This is a genomic window from Sphingomonas sp., assembly GCF_965227385.1.
Lineage (GTDB): Bacteria > Pseudomonadota > Alphaproteobacteria > Sphingomonadales > Sphingomonadaceae > Sphingomonas.
This window is the reverse complement of sequence record NZ_OZ245750.1, coordinates 263,799-283,090: the sequence shown is the minus strand read 5'-3', so window position 1 is coordinate 283,090 and position 19,292 is coordinate 263,799. Positions and strand designations below refer to the sequence as shown.

The window sequence follows — 19,292 nt, the reverse complement described above, 5'->3', positions numbered from 1 at the left end:
CGGATTTTGCGAGGAATTCTGGCGGCCGAATGAGTTCGTCAAGCTGCCGAGCTGGGCGCGGGCCGTGGCGGGGATCGCCAACGCGGCGCTGTTCGTCGGTGCGGGCGAGACGTTCGAGATCTGGTCGATCGAGGACGCGATGAAGTCGGACGACGCCGATCTGGTCGCGCTGGTCCACTCGGCGACGAAGCTCCAGTAATGGGAAGCGGAACATGGCGCGCTGTCACCTGACCGGGCATCAGCCGGGCGATGAGATCTGGAACGAGGGGTATTTCTTCACCCGCTGCACCCGCTGTGGCCGCGACATGATGCGCGCCGACGGGCCGTGGCGGACGGTGCCGAGCAAATATCGGGTCGTATGGCGCAGCGGCTATCATCGGCACGCGGTGCCGAGCGATTTTGGGCGGCGGCTGCCGGTGGCGGCGAACATGCCGCGCGACAAGCGGGCGAAGCTGCCGCGCCATAGCGTGGGCAGCATCATGCTCAGCCCGGCAGGCTGCCCGGACGCAAATCCGGGGGAGCGTGAGACGATGGATCAGGCGATTGCCGCATTCCGGTTGCTCGGCATGCGGTGAGTGTAGGTGTAGCGTTGCGTATGGAAAAAGGGCCGGGGAGGCGACTCCCCGGCCCTTTTTTTGGTTCGCCGGTTGGCGAGGCTTCTGGATTTCCGCCCCGGCAAAGCCGTGGCGTCGGACGGGTTCGGCGGAATGGCCGCCGACCCGCCGTCCGTTTTGATTTTGTGTCCGGGGCAGCGAACGCTGCCCCGGTCCAAAATCAAAAGTCCATGCCGCCCATGCCGCCCATGCCGCCGCCCATTGCGGGCATCGCGGGCTTGTCTTCCGGCAGCTCGCTCACCGCCGCTTCGGTGGTGATGAGCAGGCCGGCGACCGAGGCCGCGTTCTGCAGGGCGGTGCGGACGACCTTGGTCGGGTCGATCACGCCGGCCGAGACCAGGTTCTCGTAGGTGTCGGTCGCAGCGTTGAAGCCGAAAGAGGTGTCGGTCTGGTCGAGCAGCTTGCCCGACACCACCGCGCCGTCATGGCCGGCATTGGCCGCGATCTGGCGGACCAGCGCCGTCAGCGACTTGCGGACGATGTCCACGCCGCGGGTCTGGTCTTCGTTTTCGCCGGTAAGGCCGTCGATCGCCTTGGTCGCATAGAGCAGCGCGGTGCCGCCACCGGGGACGATGCCTTCTTCAACGGCTGCGCGGGTTGCGTGCAGCGCGTCGTCGACGCGGTCCTTGCGCTCCTTCACTTCGACTTCCGAAGCGCCGCCGACCTTGATGACGGCAACGCCGCCGGCCAGCTTGGCGAGACGCTCCTGCAGCTTTTCGCGGTCATAGTCCGAAGTCGTGACTTCGATCTGCTGACGGATCGCATCGGTGCGGCCCTTGATCGCATCGGCTTCACCCGCACCGTCGACGATGGTGGTGTTGTCCTTGTCGATCGACACGCGCTTGGCGGTGCCCAGCATGTTCAGCGTGACCGACTCGAGCTTGATGCCCAGGTCTTCGCTGATCACTTCGCCCTTGGTCAGGATCGCGATGTCTTCCAGCATCGCCTTGCGACGATCGCCGAAGCCCGGCGCCTTGACCGCTGCGACCTTCAGGCCGCCGCGCAGCTTGTTGACGACCAGCGTCGCCAGTGCCTCACCCTCGATGTCCTCGGCGATGATCAGCAGCGGGCGACCCGACTGCACGACCGCCTCGAGGATCGGCAGCATCGCCTGGAGCGACGACAGCTTCTTCTCGTGGATCAGGATGTACGGGTCGTTGAGCTCGACCGCCATCTTCTCGGGGTTGGTGATGAAGTAGGGCGACAGGTAGCCGCGGTCGAACTGCATGCCTTCGACGACGTCCAGCTCGAACTCGAGACCCTTGGCCTCTTCGACCGTGATCACGCCTTCCTTGCCGACCTTTTCCATCGCTTCGGCAATCTTCTCGCCGACTTCACGGTCGCCATTGGCCGAGATGATGCCAACCTGGGCGATCTCGCTCGAGCCCGAAACCGGCTTCGAGCGCGACTGGAGGTCCGCGACGACCTTGGTCACCGCGAGGTCGATGCCGCGCTTCAGGTCCATCGGGTTCATGCCGGCCGCGACCGACTTCATGCCCTCACGCACGATCGCCTGGGCGAGCACGGTGGCGGTGGTGGTGCCGTCGCCGGCGACGTCGTTGGTCTTCGAGGCGACCTCGCGGACCATCTGCGCGCCCATATTCTCGAACTTGTCCTTCAGTTCGATTTCCTTGGCGACGCTGACGCCGTCCTTGGTGATGCGCGGGGCGCCGAAGCTCTTGTCGATCACGACGTTGCGGCCCTTCGGGCCCAGCGTGACCTTCACCGCGTCGGCGAGGATGTCGACGCCGCGCAGGATGCGCTCACGCGCGTCGCGGCTGAATTTTACGTCCTTGGCTGCCATGGTGGCTACCCTTTCAAATGAGTTGAAGTTGACGAAACTGACGTTTTCAGGGGAGTGTCAGGCGATCAGCCGACGATACCCAGAATGTCGCTTTCCTTCATGATCAGCAGGTCTTCGCCGTTCACCTTGACCTCGGTGCCCGACCATTTGCCGAACAGGATGCGGTCGCCGGCCTTGACGTCGAGCGGGGAAACCTCGCCCTTGTCGTTCTTGGCGCCCGAACCGGTGGCGACGACTTCGCCTTCCTGCGGCTTTTCCTGGGCGGTGTCAGGGATGATGATGCCACCGGCGGTCTTGGCCTCGGCCTCGACGCGGCGGACCAGCACGCGATCGTGCAGCGGACGAAAGTTCATGGAGCTCTCCTGAACGTGGTTGAATAGCATTGTTGGCACTCACCCCCGGCGAGTGCCAGCAGCGGTCATATGGGTGAGCGTCGGATGGGCGTCAACGGGGTCCCCGCCGGTTTGACGCAATTTGTCAGCAAATGATCGCGCAGGTCGACCGCGCCTGTATCACCTCGTTAACACAGTGGCTTTACTCGCTTGCCCCGAAGCCCTAGCTGTGCGTCAATTGCGCGGGGCATTTCGGAGAACTCAGACGTGAAACTGGTACGCGGCGCATGGAAGCTGCTGGTCGGCATCAAGGACGCTCTGGTCCTGTTGTTCATGCTGTTCTTCTTCGGCGTGCTGTTCGCGCTCCTGTCGGCCAGACCGAACCCGAGCGGGGTCAAGGATGGCGCGCTGGTGCTGGCGATCGATGGAACGATCGTCGAGCAGCCGGCGGAGGCCGATCCGTTCGGTGGGTTGGGCGGCGGCCAGGTGCCGCGCGAATATCGCATGCGCGATCTGGTCCGCGCGCTCGACGCGGCGAAGGACGATGCGCGCGTCAAGGTGGTCGTGCTCGACCTCGACCGGTTCGGCGGCGGTTACCCCGCTGCGGTCGCAGAAGTGGGCGAGGCGATCCGTCGCGTGCGTGACGCGAAGAAGCCGGTGCTGGCCTATGCCACCGGCTACAGCGATGCGAGCTATCTGCTTGCGGCCAATGCCAGCGAGATCTGGGTCGACTCGATGGGAGGCACGATCTTCACCGGGCCGGGCGGTTCGCGCCTCTATTACAAAGGGCTGATCGACAAATTGGGCGTGACCACGCACGTCTATAAGGTCGGCAAGTTCAAGTCTGCGGTCGAACCCTATATCCTGACCCAGCAATCGCCCGAGGCGAAACAGGCGAACGAGGCGCTGTATGGCGCGATCTTTGACCAGTGGCGCGAAGCGGTGAAGAAGGCGCGGCCCAAGGCGCGGATCGAACCGCTGCTGACCAACCCGGCCGACGCAGTGGTCGCGGCCAATGGCGACTTCGCCAAGATGAACCAGCAGCTCGGCATGGTCGACAAGCTGGGCGACCGGCTGGCGTTCGGCAAGCGCGTCGCTGAAATCGCCGGGGTCGACGCGAACAAGCCGGTCGGCAGCTACAAGGCGATCAAGCTCGCCAACTGGCTGGAGGCCAATCCCGCGCCCAAGACCGGCGACGCGATCGGTGTGATCACCGTTGCGGGCGAGATCGTCGATGGCAAGGCCGGGCCGGGCGTGGCGGCGGGCGACACCATCGCCAACCTGCTGCTCAAGGGGCTGGCCGACAAGAAGCTGAAGGCGCTGGTCGTGCGCGTCGATTCGCCGGGCGGATCGGCGCTGGCGTCCGAACGCATCCGTCAGGCGATCCTGCAGGCCAAGGCGCAGGGTCTGCCGGTCGTGGTGTCGATGGGCAGCCTGGCCGCGAGCGGCGGCTACTGGGTCTCGACCCCGGGCGACGTGATCTTTGCCGAGCCGAACACGATCACCGGATCGATCGGCATTTTCGGTATCCTGCCGACGTTCGAGAACAGCCTCGCCAAGATCGGCGTGACGTCGGACGGGGTGAAGACTACGCCGCTGACCGGCCAGCCCGATGTCTATGCCGGCACCAATGCCGAAGTGGACCGGATGCTGCAGTCGGGAATCGAGCAGGGCTATCGCCGCTTCATCGGCCTGGTCGCCGGGTCGCGCAAGATGACGACGGCGCGGGTGGACGAGATCGGCCAGGGCCGCGTGTGGGACGGCGGCACGGCGCGCCAGCTGGGGCTGGTCGACCGGTTCGGCAATCTCGACGACGCAGTCGCCGAAGCGGCCAAGCGCGCGAAGCTCGACCCGGCCAAGACGCACGCGGTGTTCCTGGAGAAGGAGCCGGACTGGTTCAGCAACCTGATCGCCGGGTTGATGGCGGGCGGTGATAGCGACGAGGAAGAGGCGGCACCGGAGAGCGGCGGTGACCTCTATGCCCGGATCGCGGGCGATCGCCGCGCGGTGCTGGCGCAGGCGCTGGGCGATGCCAAAAGGCTCGCAGGGGCGTCGTCGATGCAGGCGCGCTGCCTCGAATGCGCGGCCTATGGCCCGATGTCGGGGCCGCAGGCACAGGCGGATGCGCGGCTGATCGATCTGGTGATGGCGAAGCTGGGCCTTTGAGGAACTGAACGCGTGATCCAGATCCAGTTGCGCGCCGCCGAGCCCGGCGACGCGGCGGCCATCGCTGCCATCTATGCGCCCTATGTGCTGACCGGCACGGTCAGTTTCGAGTTCGATCCGCCCGATGCGCGCGCGATGCGCGGGCGGATGGAGGCGTCGGACGGGCTGTATCCGTGGATCGTCGCGACCAATGGCGAGGGGCGCGGCGTGCTGGGCTATGCCTATGCCACCAAGTTCCGCGAGCGCGCGGCGTATCGCTATGTCGTCGAAACCTCGGTCTATGTCGCCGGTGCGGTGCAGGGGCAGGGGGTCGGACGGCTCCTCTATGAAGCGCTGATCGACACGCTGCGCGCGCAGGGCTTTACCCAGGCGATCGGCGTGATTTCGCTGCCCAATGACCAATCGATCAAGACGCATGAGCAGGTCGGCTTTCGCCGCGCCGGGCAGTTGCGCGAGATCGGCTTCAAGCAAGGGCGCTGGGTCGATATCGGGATCTGGCAGTGCGAACTGAACGACAGCACGGTTCCGCCGGTCGAGCCGCGGCCGTTCGCTGAGGTCGGCGTCGTGCGCGGCTGAAGCGTAACGATTTTTCCCATGTTCGAGTTTCTTGGCGCCAATTCCTGCTATGATGGCAGCATGGATGAAGCGCCAAGCTACCGGATCGAGGTCGATCGTGCGCGCAAGCTGCTGATCCTCACCGCATTGACGATGCACGCGCCCGAAGAATCGGCATGGGCGGGCGAAGAGCTGCGCGCGGCGATCCAGAGTTTCGGGCCGGATATCGGGCAGCATGTGACGCTGTACGATGGCAGCGCGATCCCGAGCCTGCCGACCGCGACGGTCGATCAGATCCTGAGGACGCTGGATCATCCTGCCGTGCGCGCCATCTGGGCGCGCAAGGTTGCCTTTGTCGCCACCACTGCCACGGCGCGATTGCAGATCAAGCGGTTGCAGCACGTACGCCCGGACATCGCGGTATTCGACACGCGTGATGCCGCCATCGCCTGGCTGATGGAGCGCTAGCGCCCGTCGCGATACGCCGGCAGTGCCAGTTTCCACCGGATTGCGGCGGCACGCAGCGCGAAGCCCGCGCTCGCCGCCAGCAGCCCGGCGGCATAGAGCGGCAATCCCGCCAGCGTCAGCGCGACGTGCAGGCCCGAGGCGAGCGCGGCGGCGGTGACGTAAAGTTCGGGGCGCATCAGGATCGACGGCTCCCCCGCCAGCACATCGCGGATGATCCCGCCCGCGCACGCCGTCAGCACACCCATCAGCATCGCGGGCACCGGCGGGATGCCGAAGCTCAGCGCCTTGGCCGCGCCGAACACGGCGTAGGCGGCGAGACCCAGCGCATCGAGCCAGTCGAACCCCTGTCCCTGCCACCAGCGTTGCGGAGTCACCCAGATGACCGCCGCCACGCCCAGGCACAAAGCGGCCACGAACGGGTGATGCACCCACCATACCGGCGCGCCGATCAGCAGATCGCGAATCGTGCCGCCGCCGACTCCGGTGACCAGCGCGAAGAAGGCGGCGGTGACGAAGGTCTGCGCGCGCCCCGCCGCTGCCAGCGCGCCGGTTGCGGCGAACACGGCGATGCCGAACAGGTCGAGCCAGGGCAACACGGTGCCGAGCGGGAGTGGGGTGGGGGACATGGGGCATGCTGTCTCACTCCGCTCGGCCGCGGTCAACGCGCCGTGCCGATACCGAGCCGGGCGAGGGCGCGCAGCACACGCTGGATATGCAGCACGGGCAGCATCGTCGCCTTGAAGATCGTTGCGACGAGGATCAGAGTCATTGCGGGAAAGCCCCAGTGCAGCGCCTCCAGCGTTTCGGTCGCGGCGAAGAAACGCCACGCGGCATAGACGCCTGCGACGAACATCAAAATCTGGGCGACGAGCACCACGGCGCTGGTCCAGCCTAGGCTGCCGCCGAACAGCGATCCGACCTGTGTCAGATAGCCCGGTTCCTCACCGATCTGGCGCAGCAGTTCGCGTTCCTCGGCCGCGATGGCGGCGTCGATGTCATGGTCACGCATGGGAGTCTCCTTCCAATTGGGTTTTGAGCCTGGCGCGGGCGTGCAGCAGGCGGGTCTTGACGGTTCCGGCCGGGATGCCGAGCGCGACCGCGGTTTCGGCGATGCTCAGCCCCTCGAAATAATGCAGCGCGACGGCGGCACGGTGGCCGGGCGCGAGTGCGGTGACCGCGCGACGCAGGTCGCTGCGTTCGGCGGACGCGTCCGGGTCGGGAGGCGCGGGTACGGGGGCGTCCTCCAGCGCGGTGGCGAGCGCGCGGCCGGCGATCCGTTCGCCGATTGCGGCACCGGTCTTGCGCGTGACGATGCGATAGGCCCAGGCAGGAAAGGCGCGTTCGTCGCGCAGGCCGCTCAGGCCACGCATGATGTCGATCCATGCGGCCTGCACCGCTTCCTCGGCCAGCGCGCGGTCGCCGGTCAGCCGCCAGCCATGCGCCACCAGCCGCCGGTGCCAGCGGACGACCAGCCGCTCGAGCGCGCGCCGGTCCCCGGCCTGCGCAGCGACGACCAGCCAGCCATCGGTGGCGCGGTCGGTCTGATCCATTTCCCCGTTCATGCGGACAAGGTGCGTCGGATCGGGCATTCGGTTCAATCGGCGAGGCGATTTCCTGCTTGGCGTCGTGACGCGGGTGTGGAGAATGGCGCGGATGAAGGATTATCCGCCCCCGCTGATCGGCCTCGCCGTCGCGCTGGCTGCGCTGGCCGGCTTTGTCGATGCGATCGCCTTCACCCGGCTGGGTGGTTATTTCGTGTCGTTCATGAGCGGCAATTCGACGCGGCTGGGCGTCGGGATCGGGCTGGCGGACGGCACGGCGGCGCTGGCGGCGGGACTGATCCTGGCGTTCGTTGCCGGGGTGATGGCGGCGACGATCGTTGCGCGGCGCTTTGCGGCGCGGCGCAAGGTAGCGGTGTTGAGCGCGGTCACGGCCACGCTGGCGCTGGCGGCGGCACTGTGGATGGTCGTGCCGGGGCCGTTCCCGCTGCTGCTGGTCGCGGCCGCGATGGGGATGGAAAATGGCGTGTTTGCGCGCGATGGCGAGGTGGCGATCGGAGTCTCCTACATGACCGGATCGCTGGTGCGCATGGCGCAGCGGCTGGCCGGGGCGCTGATGGGCGACCCCGACCGCTGGGCGTTCGTGCCGCATCTGATGTTGTGGCTGGGCTTTGCGGTCGGCGTGGTGCTGGGGGCGAAGCTGGGCTTGGCGGCGGCGGACGCGGCGCTATGGATTGCGGCGATTGCTGCAGGCGGGCTGACGCTGGTCGCGGCCGGACTGACCCGAGGAGTGACCCGATGACCTATGTCCCCGCCGCCGACCGCTATGCCGGTGGCATGCCCTATCGCCGGTGCGGGCGCAGCGGGATCGTGCTGCCCGCGATTTCGCTGGGGCTGTGGCAGAATTTCGGCGGGGTCGATGTCTACGAGACCGGGCGCGCGATGCTGCTGCGCGCGTTCGATCGCGGCGTCACCCATTTCGATCTCGCGAACAATTACGGGCCGCCCTACGGCTCGGCAGAGGAGACGTTCGGGCGGGTGCTGGCGGGCGATCTCAAGCCCCATCGCGACGAGCTCATCATCTCGACCAAGGCGGGGTGGGACATGTGGCCCGGCCCATATGGCGATGGCGGGAGCCGGAAATATCTGATCGCCAGCCTGGACCAGTCGCTGCGCCGCATGGGGCTCGACTATGTCGACATCTTCTATTCGCATCGCATGGACACCGACACGCCGATCGAGGAGACGATCGGCGCGTTGGTGCAGCTGCACCGGCAGGGCAAGGCGCTCTATGTCGGCATTTCGAGCTACACGCCCGAGGCGACGCGGCGCGCGGCGGAGATCTTGCGTGCGGAGGGTGTGCCGCTGCTGATCCACCAGCCCGATTATTCGATGCTGAGCCGCTGGATCGAGGACGGTCTGCTCGATGCGCTGGAGGCGGCGGGGGCGGGATGCATCGCCTTTTCGCCACTGGCGCAGGGGCTGCTGGGCGGGCGTTACCTCGATGGCGTGCCGGACGATGGGCGCGCGGCGAAGGACTTTTCGCTGCGGCGCGAGCGGGTGACCGAGGCGATGGTGGCACGGCTGCGCGGGCTCAACGCCATCGCCGTGGCGCGCGGCCAGACGCTCGCCCAGATGGCGATCGCCTGGGTGCTGCGCGACCCGCGGGTCACCTCCGCGCTGATCGGCGCACGGACATTGGCGCAGCTCGACAATTCGCTGGATGCGGTGAAGCGGCTGGACTTCGGCGCGGAGGAACTGGCGGCGATCGACCGGTTTGCCGCGAAACCCGGCAAGCGGGTGTAAGCGGCAGGGCTATTTCCGCGGGGCCGGCATCGATCGTCCGCCCTGGTGCAGGATCAGGCCGGTGACCTTGCCGCTGGCGTCGCGGGTGAATTCGACCTGGGCATCGACGACCTTGAGGAAGAAGCGGTCCTTGCTCTCCGCGAACAGCTCCAACTCCTGCTGACCGGTGGCCTGGGTCATCAGCTTGCCGTCCTTGACGCGCATGGTGATCGCGAAGGTGGGGGCGAGTTCGTACACGCCTTCATACTGGTCCAGCTGATCCGGCGCGACTGTGGCGGCCTTGCGTTCGCTGGTCAGGGTGACCGTGCCACCGCGCGCGAGCGTCATCAGCGACTTGGACAGCTTGCCCGGCCCCGGACCGTTGAGGTTGCCGAGCACGACCACCGTGATCTTGCGATCGGGGTCGTAAGCGAGCGAGGTGTTGAACCCCTCGATCCCGCCGCCATGTTCGATCGTGGTGACGCCGCCCGCGCTCTGCACGCCGACGCCGAGCGCATAGCCGTCCTTGTACGGGGTGCGGAAGGCGGCGAGCGTGGCGGGCTTGAGCAGCGTGCCGCCATACAGGCCGCGTTGCCATTTGAGCAGGTCGCGCGTGGTGGAATAGAGGGCACCGGCCCCCTGCGGGATCGACATATCGATATAGTCGGCGTTGACCGGCCCCTTGGGTCCGGGCGAATAGCCCGATGCGCGGCGCGGGAGGATCGCGGCGTGAACGTCATAGCCGGTGTCGGCCATGCCGAGCGGCTTGAACAGGTTTTCCGCGACAAAGGCGGCGTAACTCTGACCGCTCAGTTTTTCGACGATCGCGCTGAGCAGGACATAGCCGGAGTTGGAATAGGCGAACTTGGCCCCCGGTGCGAACTCCAGCGGCTTGTCGCGGAAACGCGCGATCAGGCTGGCATGGGTCGCGGGAAGGGTCTTGGTCGTGCCGTAATCGGGGAAGTTGGTGAAGTTGGGGATGCCGGAGCTGTGGGTCAGCAGATGGCGTACGGTCACCTTGTCCCAAATGCCGGGGGCATCGGGCAGATACGTCTTGACCGGCGCGTCGAGCGTCAGCTTGCCGCGTTCCTGCAGCAGCAGGATGGCGACCGCGGTGAATTGCTTGGTGACCGAGCCGAGGCGGAACTTGGTGGCACCGTCATTGGGGATGTTCCACTCGAGATTGGCCGAGCCATAGCCCTTGTCGAACAGGATATCGCCATCGCGCGCGACCAGCACGGCACCCATGAAATCGCCGTTTTCGGCGTCTTCGCGCACCACCGCATCCATGCGCGCTGGGTCCTGCGCAAACGCGGGAAGCGGCGCAAGGGCAAGCGTGGCGGATGCAACGACGACGAAACGGCGCATGAAAACTCTCCCCCTGTGTGTTACTCGACTATAACGCCCAGGGTGGGAAAGGCAAGCGATGCCGATGATCAGACGGTGCGCCGGACCGCATCGTGCCGCCGTGCCGTCGGACGGTGCCATATCGAGCGGTCGCGCCCGCCCTGCTTGGCCTCGGCGAGCGCTTCCTCGGCGCGGAGCAGCAGGGCATCGAACCGGTCGCCGGCACCGGCTCCGGTCACTCCGGCACTGACCGTCACCCGGATCATCTCGCCATAGCGGCCCGGCGTTTCGAGGCCGTACAGGCCGGTGCGGACGCGTTCGGCGACGTTCATTGCCTCCGCCTGCGTGTCGGCGCGCACGAAAACTGCAAACTCCGCGCCGCCGATCCGCCCGCACAAATCGCCCTCGCGCAGCAGCGCGGCGATGCCGTTGGCGATGTTGATCAGGGCGCGGTCCCCGGTTTCCTCGCCATGCGCGGCGTTGATCCGTTGCAGATGGTCGATGTCGAAGACGAGCAGATAGTGCCCCTCGCCGCCATGGACCGCGAGCCGCGCATCGATCTCGCTCGCCAGATGGCGGCGGCTGGGAATGCCGGTCAGCGGATCGCGGGTCGCGATCAGCTTGAGCTGGAGATTGGCGCGGCGCAGCGCCTTGGTCCGGTCGGCGACCTTGCGTTCCAGTTCGCTCTGCGCCGATCCGATCCGTTCGGCCATCAGGTCGAAATCGTGCGTCAGCTGGGCCACCTCGTCCCGCCGGGCGACGGGGTCGACATCGACGAAGCGCGCGCTGGGAACGCGGCGGGTAAGCGCACGCGTCCGCTCGATGAGCCGGGCCAGCGGTGCCCCGACGCGGCGGCGCAGCAGCCAGGTGATCGTCAGCGCCTGAAGAACCAGACAGACCGCAGCGGTAATTCCGACGCGCAGGATCAGGCGGTTGGACTCCGCCTGCAGCACGTCGGGATCCTGCACCACGATCGCATACCAGCCCGGCGTGTTGATCCGGCGCATCGCGACGAAGCTGTCCAGCGCTTCGCCAAGATAGTTGTCCTCACGATGCTGCTGCACAAAAGCCCATAACGCTGCAAGCTGCGGGTCGCGGGTCGTGGTCAGGTCGAGCATCGATTCCGGACCGGATCGCTTTTGGCGGGTATAGCTGGGGTGGTGGATCAGCCGCCCCTCCCGCGAGATCAGGATGACCCCCGTGCCGGGCAAATCGTTCCGGTCGTGCGTGGGCATCAGGGCGTCGAGCGGGACGCTGGTTCCCCAACTGCCCACGTGCCGGCCGTCGACATCGAACGGCGTCATGCAGCCCGTCGTCCATGTCCCGCCGGTGCGGTCGTACAGAATGTGGCGCAGCGCGGTGCAGCGCATCGTGCGGCCCGGATTGGCGGCACGGGTGGTGATCGTCGCAAATTCCTGTTGCTGGAAATCGAAATTGCTCGGCGCGTCCTTGCGGTAGAAGCGCAGCTGGTCCGGACGGTTCGGGGCGAAGATGATCAGCGCATTGTCCGGCGTGAAATAATAGAGGCTTTCCAGTTCGGGGCTGGCGCCTTCACCCAGACGGCTGACAACTCCGGTTGCAGCCATCAGACGGCGGCGAGCGGCAGGATCGGGCTCAAGCGGGATGAAGCCGCCGACGGTCCGGACATGGCCGAACGGGGTGCTGGCACCGGTATAAAGCGTATCGGCACTGCGGCGGCCGCCGCGCGCATCCGACGGGAACATGGCGTCGAACGCCCCGGCATCGTCCACCCGGGGGTTGGCCGACAGTTCGGCGCGCAACAGGTCGGTGGCACGCAGATGGACTGCACGGATACGGGCGAAGCGCGCCTCCTGCCGCTCGGCGACCTGGCGCGCATAATGATCGAGCGTCGCCAGCCCGGCCGCCTTCGTACGCGGGGCGCTGTCATGATAGGATACGATGCCCGCCAGGATGAAGATCAGGCCGATCAGCGCCGACAGCGCGATCGCCGTCCGTGTGGCGATCGACATGTCCCGGAGGAAAGAGGGCAGGCGGGCGACCATGATCGACCCATAAGCAGCAACCGGTTAAGTGGCGGCTAATAGGGTGGCCGGCGACGGCGCGGTGCGACTACCAGCAAAACCGCTTGTCGGCGCCGTTCGTCTCGCGTGCGTCGACAAGGTCGGCGCGGTTCTGTGCATCCGCGAGATAGGCGGCTTCCTTCTCCACATCCGCTCGCAACCGGGCAGTGGCGGCATCGAGCAGAGCCTGGCGATCGTCGCCCTTGGCCGGGCGCGCCGTGTCGAACACCGGCCGATAGGGATTGGCAACGACCCAGTCATATGCCTTGCGGCGCAGCGCCTGTTGATTGTCGATGTTGCAGAAGGCGTAGCCGTTGATCGTCGGCCCGGCGAGCTGGACGAACGCGCCCATTGCCGCACGCGCTTCGCTGCCTGCAGCGAACATGCCGGGGCTGTCATAGCCGCTGAGCACGCCCGCCATCGCCATGAACCGGTCCTTGGCGACGTAGAACCAGAACACCGAATCGTCGCGCGCGCCAACATCGTAGAGGCGCGATGCGAGTACCATCATGGCCAGCGGGCTGACATTGGCCGGGGCGGCGCGGACGCGATCTTGCGCGGCCAGGACATCCTCGGCGCGGTCGGACCGGAGTAGGGGGTCGAGATCGGGATCGACCCGAACCACCCGCTTCGATGCCTTGGCCGCGCTGGAGTAGAGCGGGGTGACGTAGAGATCGACGCTTCGCACCGGCTTGTCGTCGGACATGGCCATAACGGCCAGCGCCAGCGCGATCATGTCGTCCCCCGCTCTATCGCGATCAGATGTGGATCGGTTTGCCCGTTACCGCCATCGCCGCTTCCTTGATCGCCTCGCTGTGCGTCGGATGGGCGTGGCAGGTATAGGCGATGTCTTCGCTGGTCGCGCCGAATTCCATTGCCTGCGTCGCCTGGGCGATCATCGTGCCGGCGAGGCTGGTGACGATCCACACCCCGAGCACGCGATCGGTCTTGGCGTCCGAAATGACCTTCACGAAGCCGTCGGGTTCGTGATTGGTCTTGGCGCGGCTGTTGCCGGCCATCGGGAACTTGCCGACCTTGATCTCGCCCTTTTCCTTGGCGGCTTCTTCGGTCAGGCCGACGCCGGCGATTTCGGGCATGGTGTAGACGACCGACGGGATCAGGTCGTGGTTCACGATGCCGGTGAGGCCAGCGATATTCTCCGCGACCGCAATCCCCTCATCCTCGGCCTTGTGCGCCAGCATCGGGCCGGGGACGACGTCGCCGATCGCCCAGATGCCGTCGACCGCGGTTTCGAACTCGTGGCCGATTTCGATCTGGCCGCGCGCGTTGACGGTCAGGCCGGCGGCTTCGAGGTTGAGGCCGTCGGTGTTGGGACGGCGGCCGATCGCGACGAGGACGTTGTCCGCCTCGATCGTCTCGGCGTCGCCACCCTTGGCCGGTTCGACGGTGATCGTCGCCTTGCCGCCATTGACCGCGACGCCGGTGACCTTGGTCCCGGTCTTGAACTCGATGCCCTGCTTCTTGAACAGCTTCTGCGCTTCCTTGCGCACGTCGCCGTCGAAGCCGGGGAGGATCTGGTCGAGATATTCGACCACGGTGACCTTCGCGCCGACGCGGCGCCACACGCTGCCCAGCTCAAGCCCGATCACGCCGCCGCCGATGACGACGAGATGCTCGGGCACCTTGGCCAGTTCGAGCGCGCCGGTCGAGTCGACCACAACCTGCTGGTCGACGGTGACGCCGGGGAGCGGAGTGACGCTGGAGCCGGTGGCGATCACGATGTTCTTCGCGCGGACGGTGCGGTCGCCGATCTGGACGCTGTCCTTGCCGGTGAAGGACGCGTAGCCCTTGAGCCATTCGACCTTGTTCTTCTTGAACAAATATTCGATGCCGCCGGTCAGGCCCTTGACCGCGTCGAGCCGCTGCGCGTGCATCGCGTCGAGGTCGAGCTCGACGCTGCCGAGCTTGACGCCGAGCTTGGCAAGCGCGCCGCTGGCGGCTTCGTTGTACAGCTCGGAGGCGTGCAGCAGCGCCTTGGACGGGATGCAGCCGACATTGAGGCAGGTGCCGCCCAGCGTCTCGCGCCCCTCGGCGCACGCGGTCTTGAGCCCGAGCTGCGCCGCGCGGATCGCCGCGACATAGCCGCCGGGCCCGGCACCGATCACGAGGACGTCGAAGTCGTATTCAGCCATAGTATCAATCCCAATCATCTGCCCGAATGCGCCGGCACCAATCTCGCCAGTCGTCATCGGGTGCCGGGTTACTCGCTACAAACTCGGCAGCATCAACGTCATTTAGCTCGGCGAACCATTGATAGAAGGCGCACAAGGCATCTTCCCCTGGGCCCATCCGCCAGCCGATCGATCCGAATGGGATATCGGGATACATCTGCCACGGCGGAAGGGGCGTTTCGTCCACTTACAAATCGATCAGCAGGCGGGTCGGATCCTCGATCGCGTTCTTGAGCGCGACGAGGAAGGTGACCGCCTCACGCCCGTCGATCAGGCGGTGGTCGTAGCTGAGCGTGAGGTACATCATCGGGCGGATGACGATCTGGCCGTCGCGGACGACCGGGCGGTCCTCGATGCGGTGGAGGCCGAGCACTGCCGACTGCGGCGGGTTGATGATCGGGGTCGACATCAGCGATCCGAACACGCCGCCGTTGGAGATGGTGAAGGTGCCGCCCTTCATCTCTTCCATCTTGAGCGTGCCGTCCTTGGCGCGCTTGCCGAAGTCGCCGATGGTCTTTTCGACCTGAGCGACGCTCATCTGGTCGGCGTCGCGGATGACGGGGACGACCAGGCCCTGCGGCGCGCTGACCGCGACCGAGATGTCGGCATAGTCGTGATAGACGATCTCATCGCCGTCGATCTGCGCGTTGACGGCGGGGATGTCCTTGAGCGCCATCGTCGCGGCCTTCACGAAGAAGCCCATGAAGCCGAGGCGAACGCCGTGCTTCTTTTCGAACAGATCCTTGTACTTGGTCCGCGCTTCGATGACGGCGGTCATGTCGACGTCGTTGAAGGTGGTGAGCAGCGCCGCGGTGTTCTGCGCGTCCTTGAGCCGGCGGGCGACGGTCTGGCGCAGGCGGGTCATCCGCACGCGCTCTTCCTTGCGGCCGCCGGATGCTGCCGGGGCGGCGGTCGTCGGAGCCGGGGCAGGGGCCGCAGCCGGGGTGGCGGCAGGCTTGGACGAGGCGGCGGCGATCACGTCTTCCTTGGTGATGCGGCCATCCTTGCCGGTGCCGGTGATCGTCGCGGGATCGACGCCATGCTCCAGCACCGCGCGGCGCACGGCGGGGGAGAGGGCGGCGGCGGCTTCGCCAGCGGGCTCGGCGGCCGGAGCAGCCGGGGCCTGCTGCGCGGCGGCGGCGGGAGCCGGAGCCGGGGTCGCAGCGGCGGGGGCCGGGGCAGCGGCGCCCGAGCCGGCCTCGATCGTGCCGATCAGCGCGCCGACATTGACGGTGTCGCCGACGGCGACGGCGTGCGCGCCCATCACGCCCGCGACGGGCGCGGGGACTTCGACCGAGACCTTGTCGGTCTCGAGGCTGGCGACGGGCTCGTCAGCCGCGACGGGCTCGCCCGGCTGCTTGAGCCATTCGCCCAGCGTCGCTTCGGTGATCGATTCGCCCAGCACGGGGACGAGGATTTCGGTGGCCATCTCGTTGGGTCCTTCCTGGGGATCAGGCGCCCGCCTTGCCGGCGGTCTTGGGGTCTTCAGTGGTGCGTGCGCGGCGGATTTCCTCACGCACATTATGGCCGAGCGCGTCGGCGATCAGCGCGCCCTGTTCGGCCTGGTGGCGCTTCATCAGGCCGGTGGCGGGCGATGCCGCCGCGGCGCGACCGGCATAGCGGGGACGCTGCGGCTTGATGCCCGCTTCGACCATGCATGCCTCGATATACGGCTCTACGAAGAACCAGTAGCCATTGTTGCGCGGCTCTTCCTGCGCCCACACCACTTCCTCGACATTTGTCATGCGCGACAGGCGCGCGACCAGCGGGTCGCCGGGGAAGGGGTACAGCTGTTCGATGCGGATGATCGCGGTGTTCTTGTCGCCCGCGGCGTCGCGCGCCTCGATCAGGTCGTAGGCGACCTTGCCGGTGCACAGCACGACGCGCTTCACATCCTGATCCGCCGGGGCCGAGGGGTCCGACAGGATGCGCATGAAATGCGTGTCGCCCTGGAACTGGTCCGCGGTCGACACCGCCAGCTTGTGGCGCAGCAGCGACTTGGGCGTCATGATCACCAGCGGCTTGCGGAAGGTGCGGTGCATCTGGCGGCGCAGCAGGTGGAAATAGTTCGCCGGGGTGGTGACGTTCGCGACCTGCATATTGTCGCCCGCGCACAGCTGAAGGAAGCGCTCGGGACGTGCCGAGCTATGCTCGGGGCCCTGGCCTTCATAGCCGTGCGGAAGCAGCATCACGAGGCCGTTGGCGCGCAGCCACTTGGATTCGCCCGACGCGATGAACTGATCGATCATGATCTGTGCGCCGTTGACGAAGTCGCCGAACTGCGCCTCCCACAGCACCAGGCTCTTGGGGTCGGCGAGGGCATAGCCGTATTCGAAGCCGAGCACGCCATATTCGGAAAGCGGGCTGTCCAGCACCTCGAACCGGCCATGCGGGATTTCGTTGAGCGGCACGTATTTGCGCTCATCGGTCTGGTCGACCCAGACGGCGTGACGCTGGCTGAACGTGCCGCGGCCCGAATCCTGGCCCGACAGGCGCACGCCATAGCCTTCCGACAGCAGCGAGCCGAAGGCCAGTGCCTCACCGGTCGCCCAGTCGAAATTCTCGCCCGACTTGAACATGTTCGCCTTGGCATCCAGCACGCGCAGCAGCGTCTTGTGCGGGGTCAGCCCCTCGGGAACGGTGGTCAGCGTGCGGCCGAGGCTGTCGAACAGCTTCTTGTCGATGCCGGTTTCGACGTTGCGGCGTGCATTCTCGGCATCGACCGGCGCGGACAGGCCGGTCCAGCGGCCGCCAAACCAGTCGGCCTTGTTCGCCTTGTAGGTCGCGCCCGCGCTGAACTCTTCCTCGAGATGCGCGGTGAAGTCGGCGATGTGCTTGGCCGCGAAGCCGCTGTCGACTACGCCCTCCGCCTCAAGCCGCTTGGCATAGAGGTCGGCGACGCCGGGATGGCCCTTGATCTTGGCGTACATCAGCGGCTGGGTGAAGGACGGTTCGTCGCCTTCGTTATGGCCGAAGCGGCGATAGCACCACATGTCGATGACGACGTCGCGCTTGAACTTCTGGCGGTATTCGATCGCCATCTTGCACGCGAAGGTCACGGCTTCGGGATCGTCGCCGTTGACGTGGAAGATCGGGGCCATCACGCCCTTCGCCACGTCCGATGGATAGGGCGAGGAGCGCGCGAATTGCGGGCTCGTCGTGAAGCCGATCTGGTTGTTGATGATGAAGTGGATGCAGCCACCGGTGTTGTAGCCACGGATGCCGGAGAAGCCGAGGCACTCCCACACGATCCCCTGGCCTGCAAAGGCGGCGTCGCCGTGCAGCAGCACGGGGAGGACCTGCTCATGCTCCTCAAGGTCGTTGCGGTTGGTCTGCTGCGCGCGGACCTTGCCGAGCACGACCGGGTTGACCGCTTCGAGGTGCGAGGGGTTGGCGACCAGCGACATATGGACGCTGATCCCGTCGAACTCGCGATCGGTGCTGGTGCCGAGGTGGTACTTCACGTCGCCCGAACCGCCGATATCGTCGGGGTTGGCCGAGCCGCCGGCGAATTCGTGGAAGATCACGCGATAGGGCTTGGCCATCACGTTGGCGAGCATGTTGAGACGGCCGCGATGCGCCATGCCGTACACGATCTCGCGCACGCCGTACTGGCCGCCATACTTGATGATCGCTTCCATCGCGGGGATCATCGATTCACCGCCGTCGAGGCCGAAGCGCTTCGTGCCGACATATTTCTTGCCGAGGAACTTTTCCCACTGCTCGGCCTCGATCACCTTGGACAGGATCGCCTTCTTGCCGTTGGGCGAGAATTCGATCGCCTTGTCCTGGCCCTCGATCCGCTCCTGCAGGAAGCGGCGCTCCTCCACATCGGCGATGTGCATATATTCGAGGCCGACATTGCCGCAGTAATTGCGGCGCAGGATCGCGACCAGCTCACGGATTGTCGCCTTTTCGAGGCCGAGCGTGCCGCCGAGGTAAATCGGGCGGTCCATGTCGGCGTCGGTAAAGCCGTGATATTCGGGCGTCAGGTCGGCGGGAAGCTCCTGCTTCGACAGGCCGAGCGGGTCGAGATTGGCGGCAAGGTGCCCGCGCACACGATAGGTGCGGATCAGCAGCATCGCGCGGATCGAATCGTTCGCGGCGCGCGCGATGTCGGCGGTCGATGCAGCCGGGGCAGGGGCCGCAGCCGGAGCCGGGGCGCCGCCACGTGCAGGCTTGGGCGCTGGCTCCATCTGGGTGGGGTCGAGCGCGGCAGTCAGCGCGTCGGTGTCCTTGAGCGGCCAGCGCGGATTGGCCCAGCTGGGGCCGGAGGCGGTGCTTTCCAGCCCCTCGAACCACTGGCGCCAGCCAGCTTCGACTGCCGAGGGATCGGCCTTGAACTTCGCGTACAACGTCTCGACGAAGGCGGGGCTCACGCCACCTGCGATCTCCGCGAAATCCAACCCATCAACGCCCATTTCAACGTTCCTTCGTCGCCCCAGCGAAAGCTGGGGTCTCTTGCCGCACGAGGCCCCAGCTTTCGCT

Annotated in this window: 19 protein-coding genes; 7 read left to right on the top strand and 12 right to left on the bottom strand. The window is 66.6% G+C overall.

Annotation, left to right across the window (positions count from 1 at the left end):
- The first annotated feature begins 64 nt into the window (after positions 1–64).
- Together ACO05N_RS01310 and ACO05N_RS01305 are read left to right on the top strand one after the other, a co-directional pair.
- Positions 65–199: a hypothetical protein gene (locus tag ACO05N_RS01310; RefSeq protein WP_422055403.1), complete on the top strand. Its 135-nt coding sequence runs from the start codon at positions 65–67 to the stop codon at positions 197–199.
- 13 nt (positions 200–212) lie between these two features.
- Positions 213–575 (top strand): hypothetical protein, encoded by a 363-nt coding sequence (locus ACO05N_RS01305; RefSeq protein ID WP_422055402.1) that lies wholly within the window; start codon positions 213–215, stop codon positions 573–575.
- 199 nt (positions 576–774) lie between these two features.
- Here ACO05N_RS01305 and groL read toward each other — a convergent pair whose 3' ends face one another.
- Both groL and groES read right to left on the bottom strand, forming a co-directional pair.
- Entirely contained in the window at positions 775–2,418 is a 1,644-nt protein-coding gene (gene groL, locus ACO05N_RS01300) for a chaperonin GroEL (RefSeq protein ID WP_422055401.1), read from the bottom strand.
- A gap of 65 nt (positions 2,419–2,483) precedes the next feature.
- Positions 2,484–2,771, bottom strand: coding sequence for a co-chaperone GroES (groES, locus tag ACO05N_RS01295; RefSeq protein WP_422055400.1), 288 nt, complete (start codon positions 2,769–2,771; stop codon positions 2,484–2,486).
- A 246-nt stretch (positions 2,772–3,017) separates the two neighbouring features.
- Here groES and sppA point away from each other — a divergent pair, with 246 nt between their 5' ends.
- From sppA to ACO05N_RS01280, 3 genes are read left to right on the top strand one after another with little or no spacing between them, the layout of a single operon-like run.
- A complete protein-coding gene (gene sppA, locus ACO05N_RS01290) occupies positions 3,018–4,916 on the top strand; it encodes a signal peptide peptidase SppA (protein WP_422055399.1) in 1,899 nt (632 codons plus the stop codon).
- A gap of 12 nt (positions 4,917–4,928) precedes the next feature.
- Positions 4,929–5,492, top strand: coding sequence for a GNAT family N-acetyltransferase (locus ACO05N_RS01285; protein ID WP_422055398.1), 564 nt, complete (start codon positions 4,929–4,931; stop codon positions 5,490–5,492).
- 18 nt (positions 5,493–5,510) lie between these two features.
- Positions 5,511–5,939, top strand: coding sequence for a hypothetical protein (locus ACO05N_RS01280; protein WP_422055397.1), 429 nt, complete (start codon positions 5,511–5,513; stop codon positions 5,937–5,939).
- Here the strand turns inward: ACO05N_RS01280 and ACO05N_RS01275 are convergent.
- The 3 genes from ACO05N_RS01275 to ACO05N_RS01265 are packed head-to-tail and all read right to left on the bottom strand — an operon-like array spanning position 5,936 to position 7,501.
- Entirely contained in the window at positions 5,936–6,565 is a 630-nt protein-coding gene (locus ACO05N_RS01275) for a trimeric intracellular cation channel family protein (protein ID WP_422055396.1), read from the bottom strand. The genes ACO05N_RS01280 and ACO05N_RS01275 overlap by 4 nt on opposite strands.
- 32 nt (positions 6,566–6,597) lie before the next feature.
- Positions 6,598–6,948: a DUF6768 family protein gene (locus ACO05N_RS01270; protein WP_422055395.1), complete on the bottom strand. Its 351-nt coding sequence runs from the start codon at positions 6,946–6,948 to the stop codon at positions 6,598–6,600.
- Complete coding sequence (locus ACO05N_RS01265) at positions 6,941–7,501, bottom strand: RNA polymerase sigma factor (protein ID WP_422055394.1); 561 nt, start codon at positions 7,499–7,501, stop codon at positions 6,941–6,943. The genes ACO05N_RS01270 and ACO05N_RS01265 overlap by 8 nt, the downstream gene beginning before the upstream one ends.
- Here ACO05N_RS01265 and ACO05N_RS01260 point away from each other — a divergent pair.
- Together ACO05N_RS01260 and mgrA are read left to right on the top strand one after the other, a co-directional pair.
- The gene (locus ACO05N_RS01260) at positions 7,500–8,240 is read left to right on the top strand and encodes a YoaK family protein (RefSeq protein ID WP_422055393.1); all 741 of its coding nucleotides are present in this window, start codon (positions 7,500–7,502) and stop codon (positions 8,238–8,240) included. The genes ACO05N_RS01265 and ACO05N_RS01260 overlap by 2 nt on opposite strands.
- Positions 8,237–9,244, top strand: a complete 1,008-nt coding sequence (gene mgrA, locus ACO05N_RS01255) for an L-glyceraldehyde 3-phosphate reductase (protein ID WP_422055392.1) — start codon at positions 8,237–8,239, stop codon at positions 9,242–9,244. The genes ACO05N_RS01260 and mgrA overlap by 4 nt, the downstream gene beginning before the upstream one ends.
- Positions 9,245–9,253: 9 nt before the next feature.
- Here mgrA and ACO05N_RS01250 read toward each other — a convergent pair whose 3' ends face one another.
- From ACO05N_RS01250 to ACO05N_RS01220, 7 genes are all read right to left on the bottom strand, one after another.
- Positions 9,254–10,591, bottom strand: a complete 1,338-nt coding sequence (locus tag ACO05N_RS01250; RefSeq protein WP_422055391.1) for a serine hydrolase — start codon at positions 10,589–10,591, stop codon at positions 9,254–9,256.
- A 68-nt stretch (positions 10,592–10,659) separates the two neighbouring features.
- Positions 10,660–12,561, bottom strand: a complete 1,902-nt coding sequence (locus tag ACO05N_RS01245; RefSeq protein WP_422055390.1) for a sensor domain-containing diguanylate cyclase — start codon at positions 12,559–12,561, stop codon at positions 10,660–10,662.
- A 100-nt stretch (positions 12,562–12,661) separates the two neighbouring features.
- Positions 12,662–13,348 (bottom strand): hypothetical protein, encoded by a 687-nt coding sequence (locus ACO05N_RS01240; protein WP_422055389.1) that lies wholly within the window; start codon positions 13,346–13,348, stop codon positions 12,662–12,664.
- A gap of 22 nt (positions 13,349–13,370) precedes the next feature.
- A complete protein-coding gene (gene lpdA, locus ACO05N_RS01235) occupies positions 13,371–14,765 on the bottom strand; it encodes a dihydrolipoyl dehydrogenase (protein WP_422055388.1) in 1,395 nt (464 codons plus the stop codon).
- 4 nt (positions 14,766–14,769) lie between these two features.
- The gene (locus tag ACO05N_RS01230; protein WP_422055387.1) at positions 14,770–14,991 is read right to left on the bottom strand and encodes a hypothetical protein; all 222 of its coding nucleotides are present in this window, start codon (positions 14,989–14,991) and stop codon (positions 14,770–14,772) included.
- Positions 14,992–16,233, bottom strand: coding sequence for a 2-oxoglutarate dehydrogenase complex dihydrolipoyllysine-residue succinyltransferase (gene odhB, locus ACO05N_RS01225; protein WP_422055386.1), 1,242 nt, complete (start codon positions 16,231–16,233; stop codon positions 14,992–14,994).
- A gap of 22 nt (positions 16,234–16,255) precedes the next feature.
- Complete coding sequence (locus ACO05N_RS01220; protein ID WP_422055385.1) at positions 16,256–19,225, bottom strand: 2-oxoglutarate dehydrogenase E1 component; 2,970 nt, start codon at positions 19,223–19,225, stop codon at positions 16,256–16,258.
- Positions 19,226–19,292: the final 67 nt, after the last annotated feature.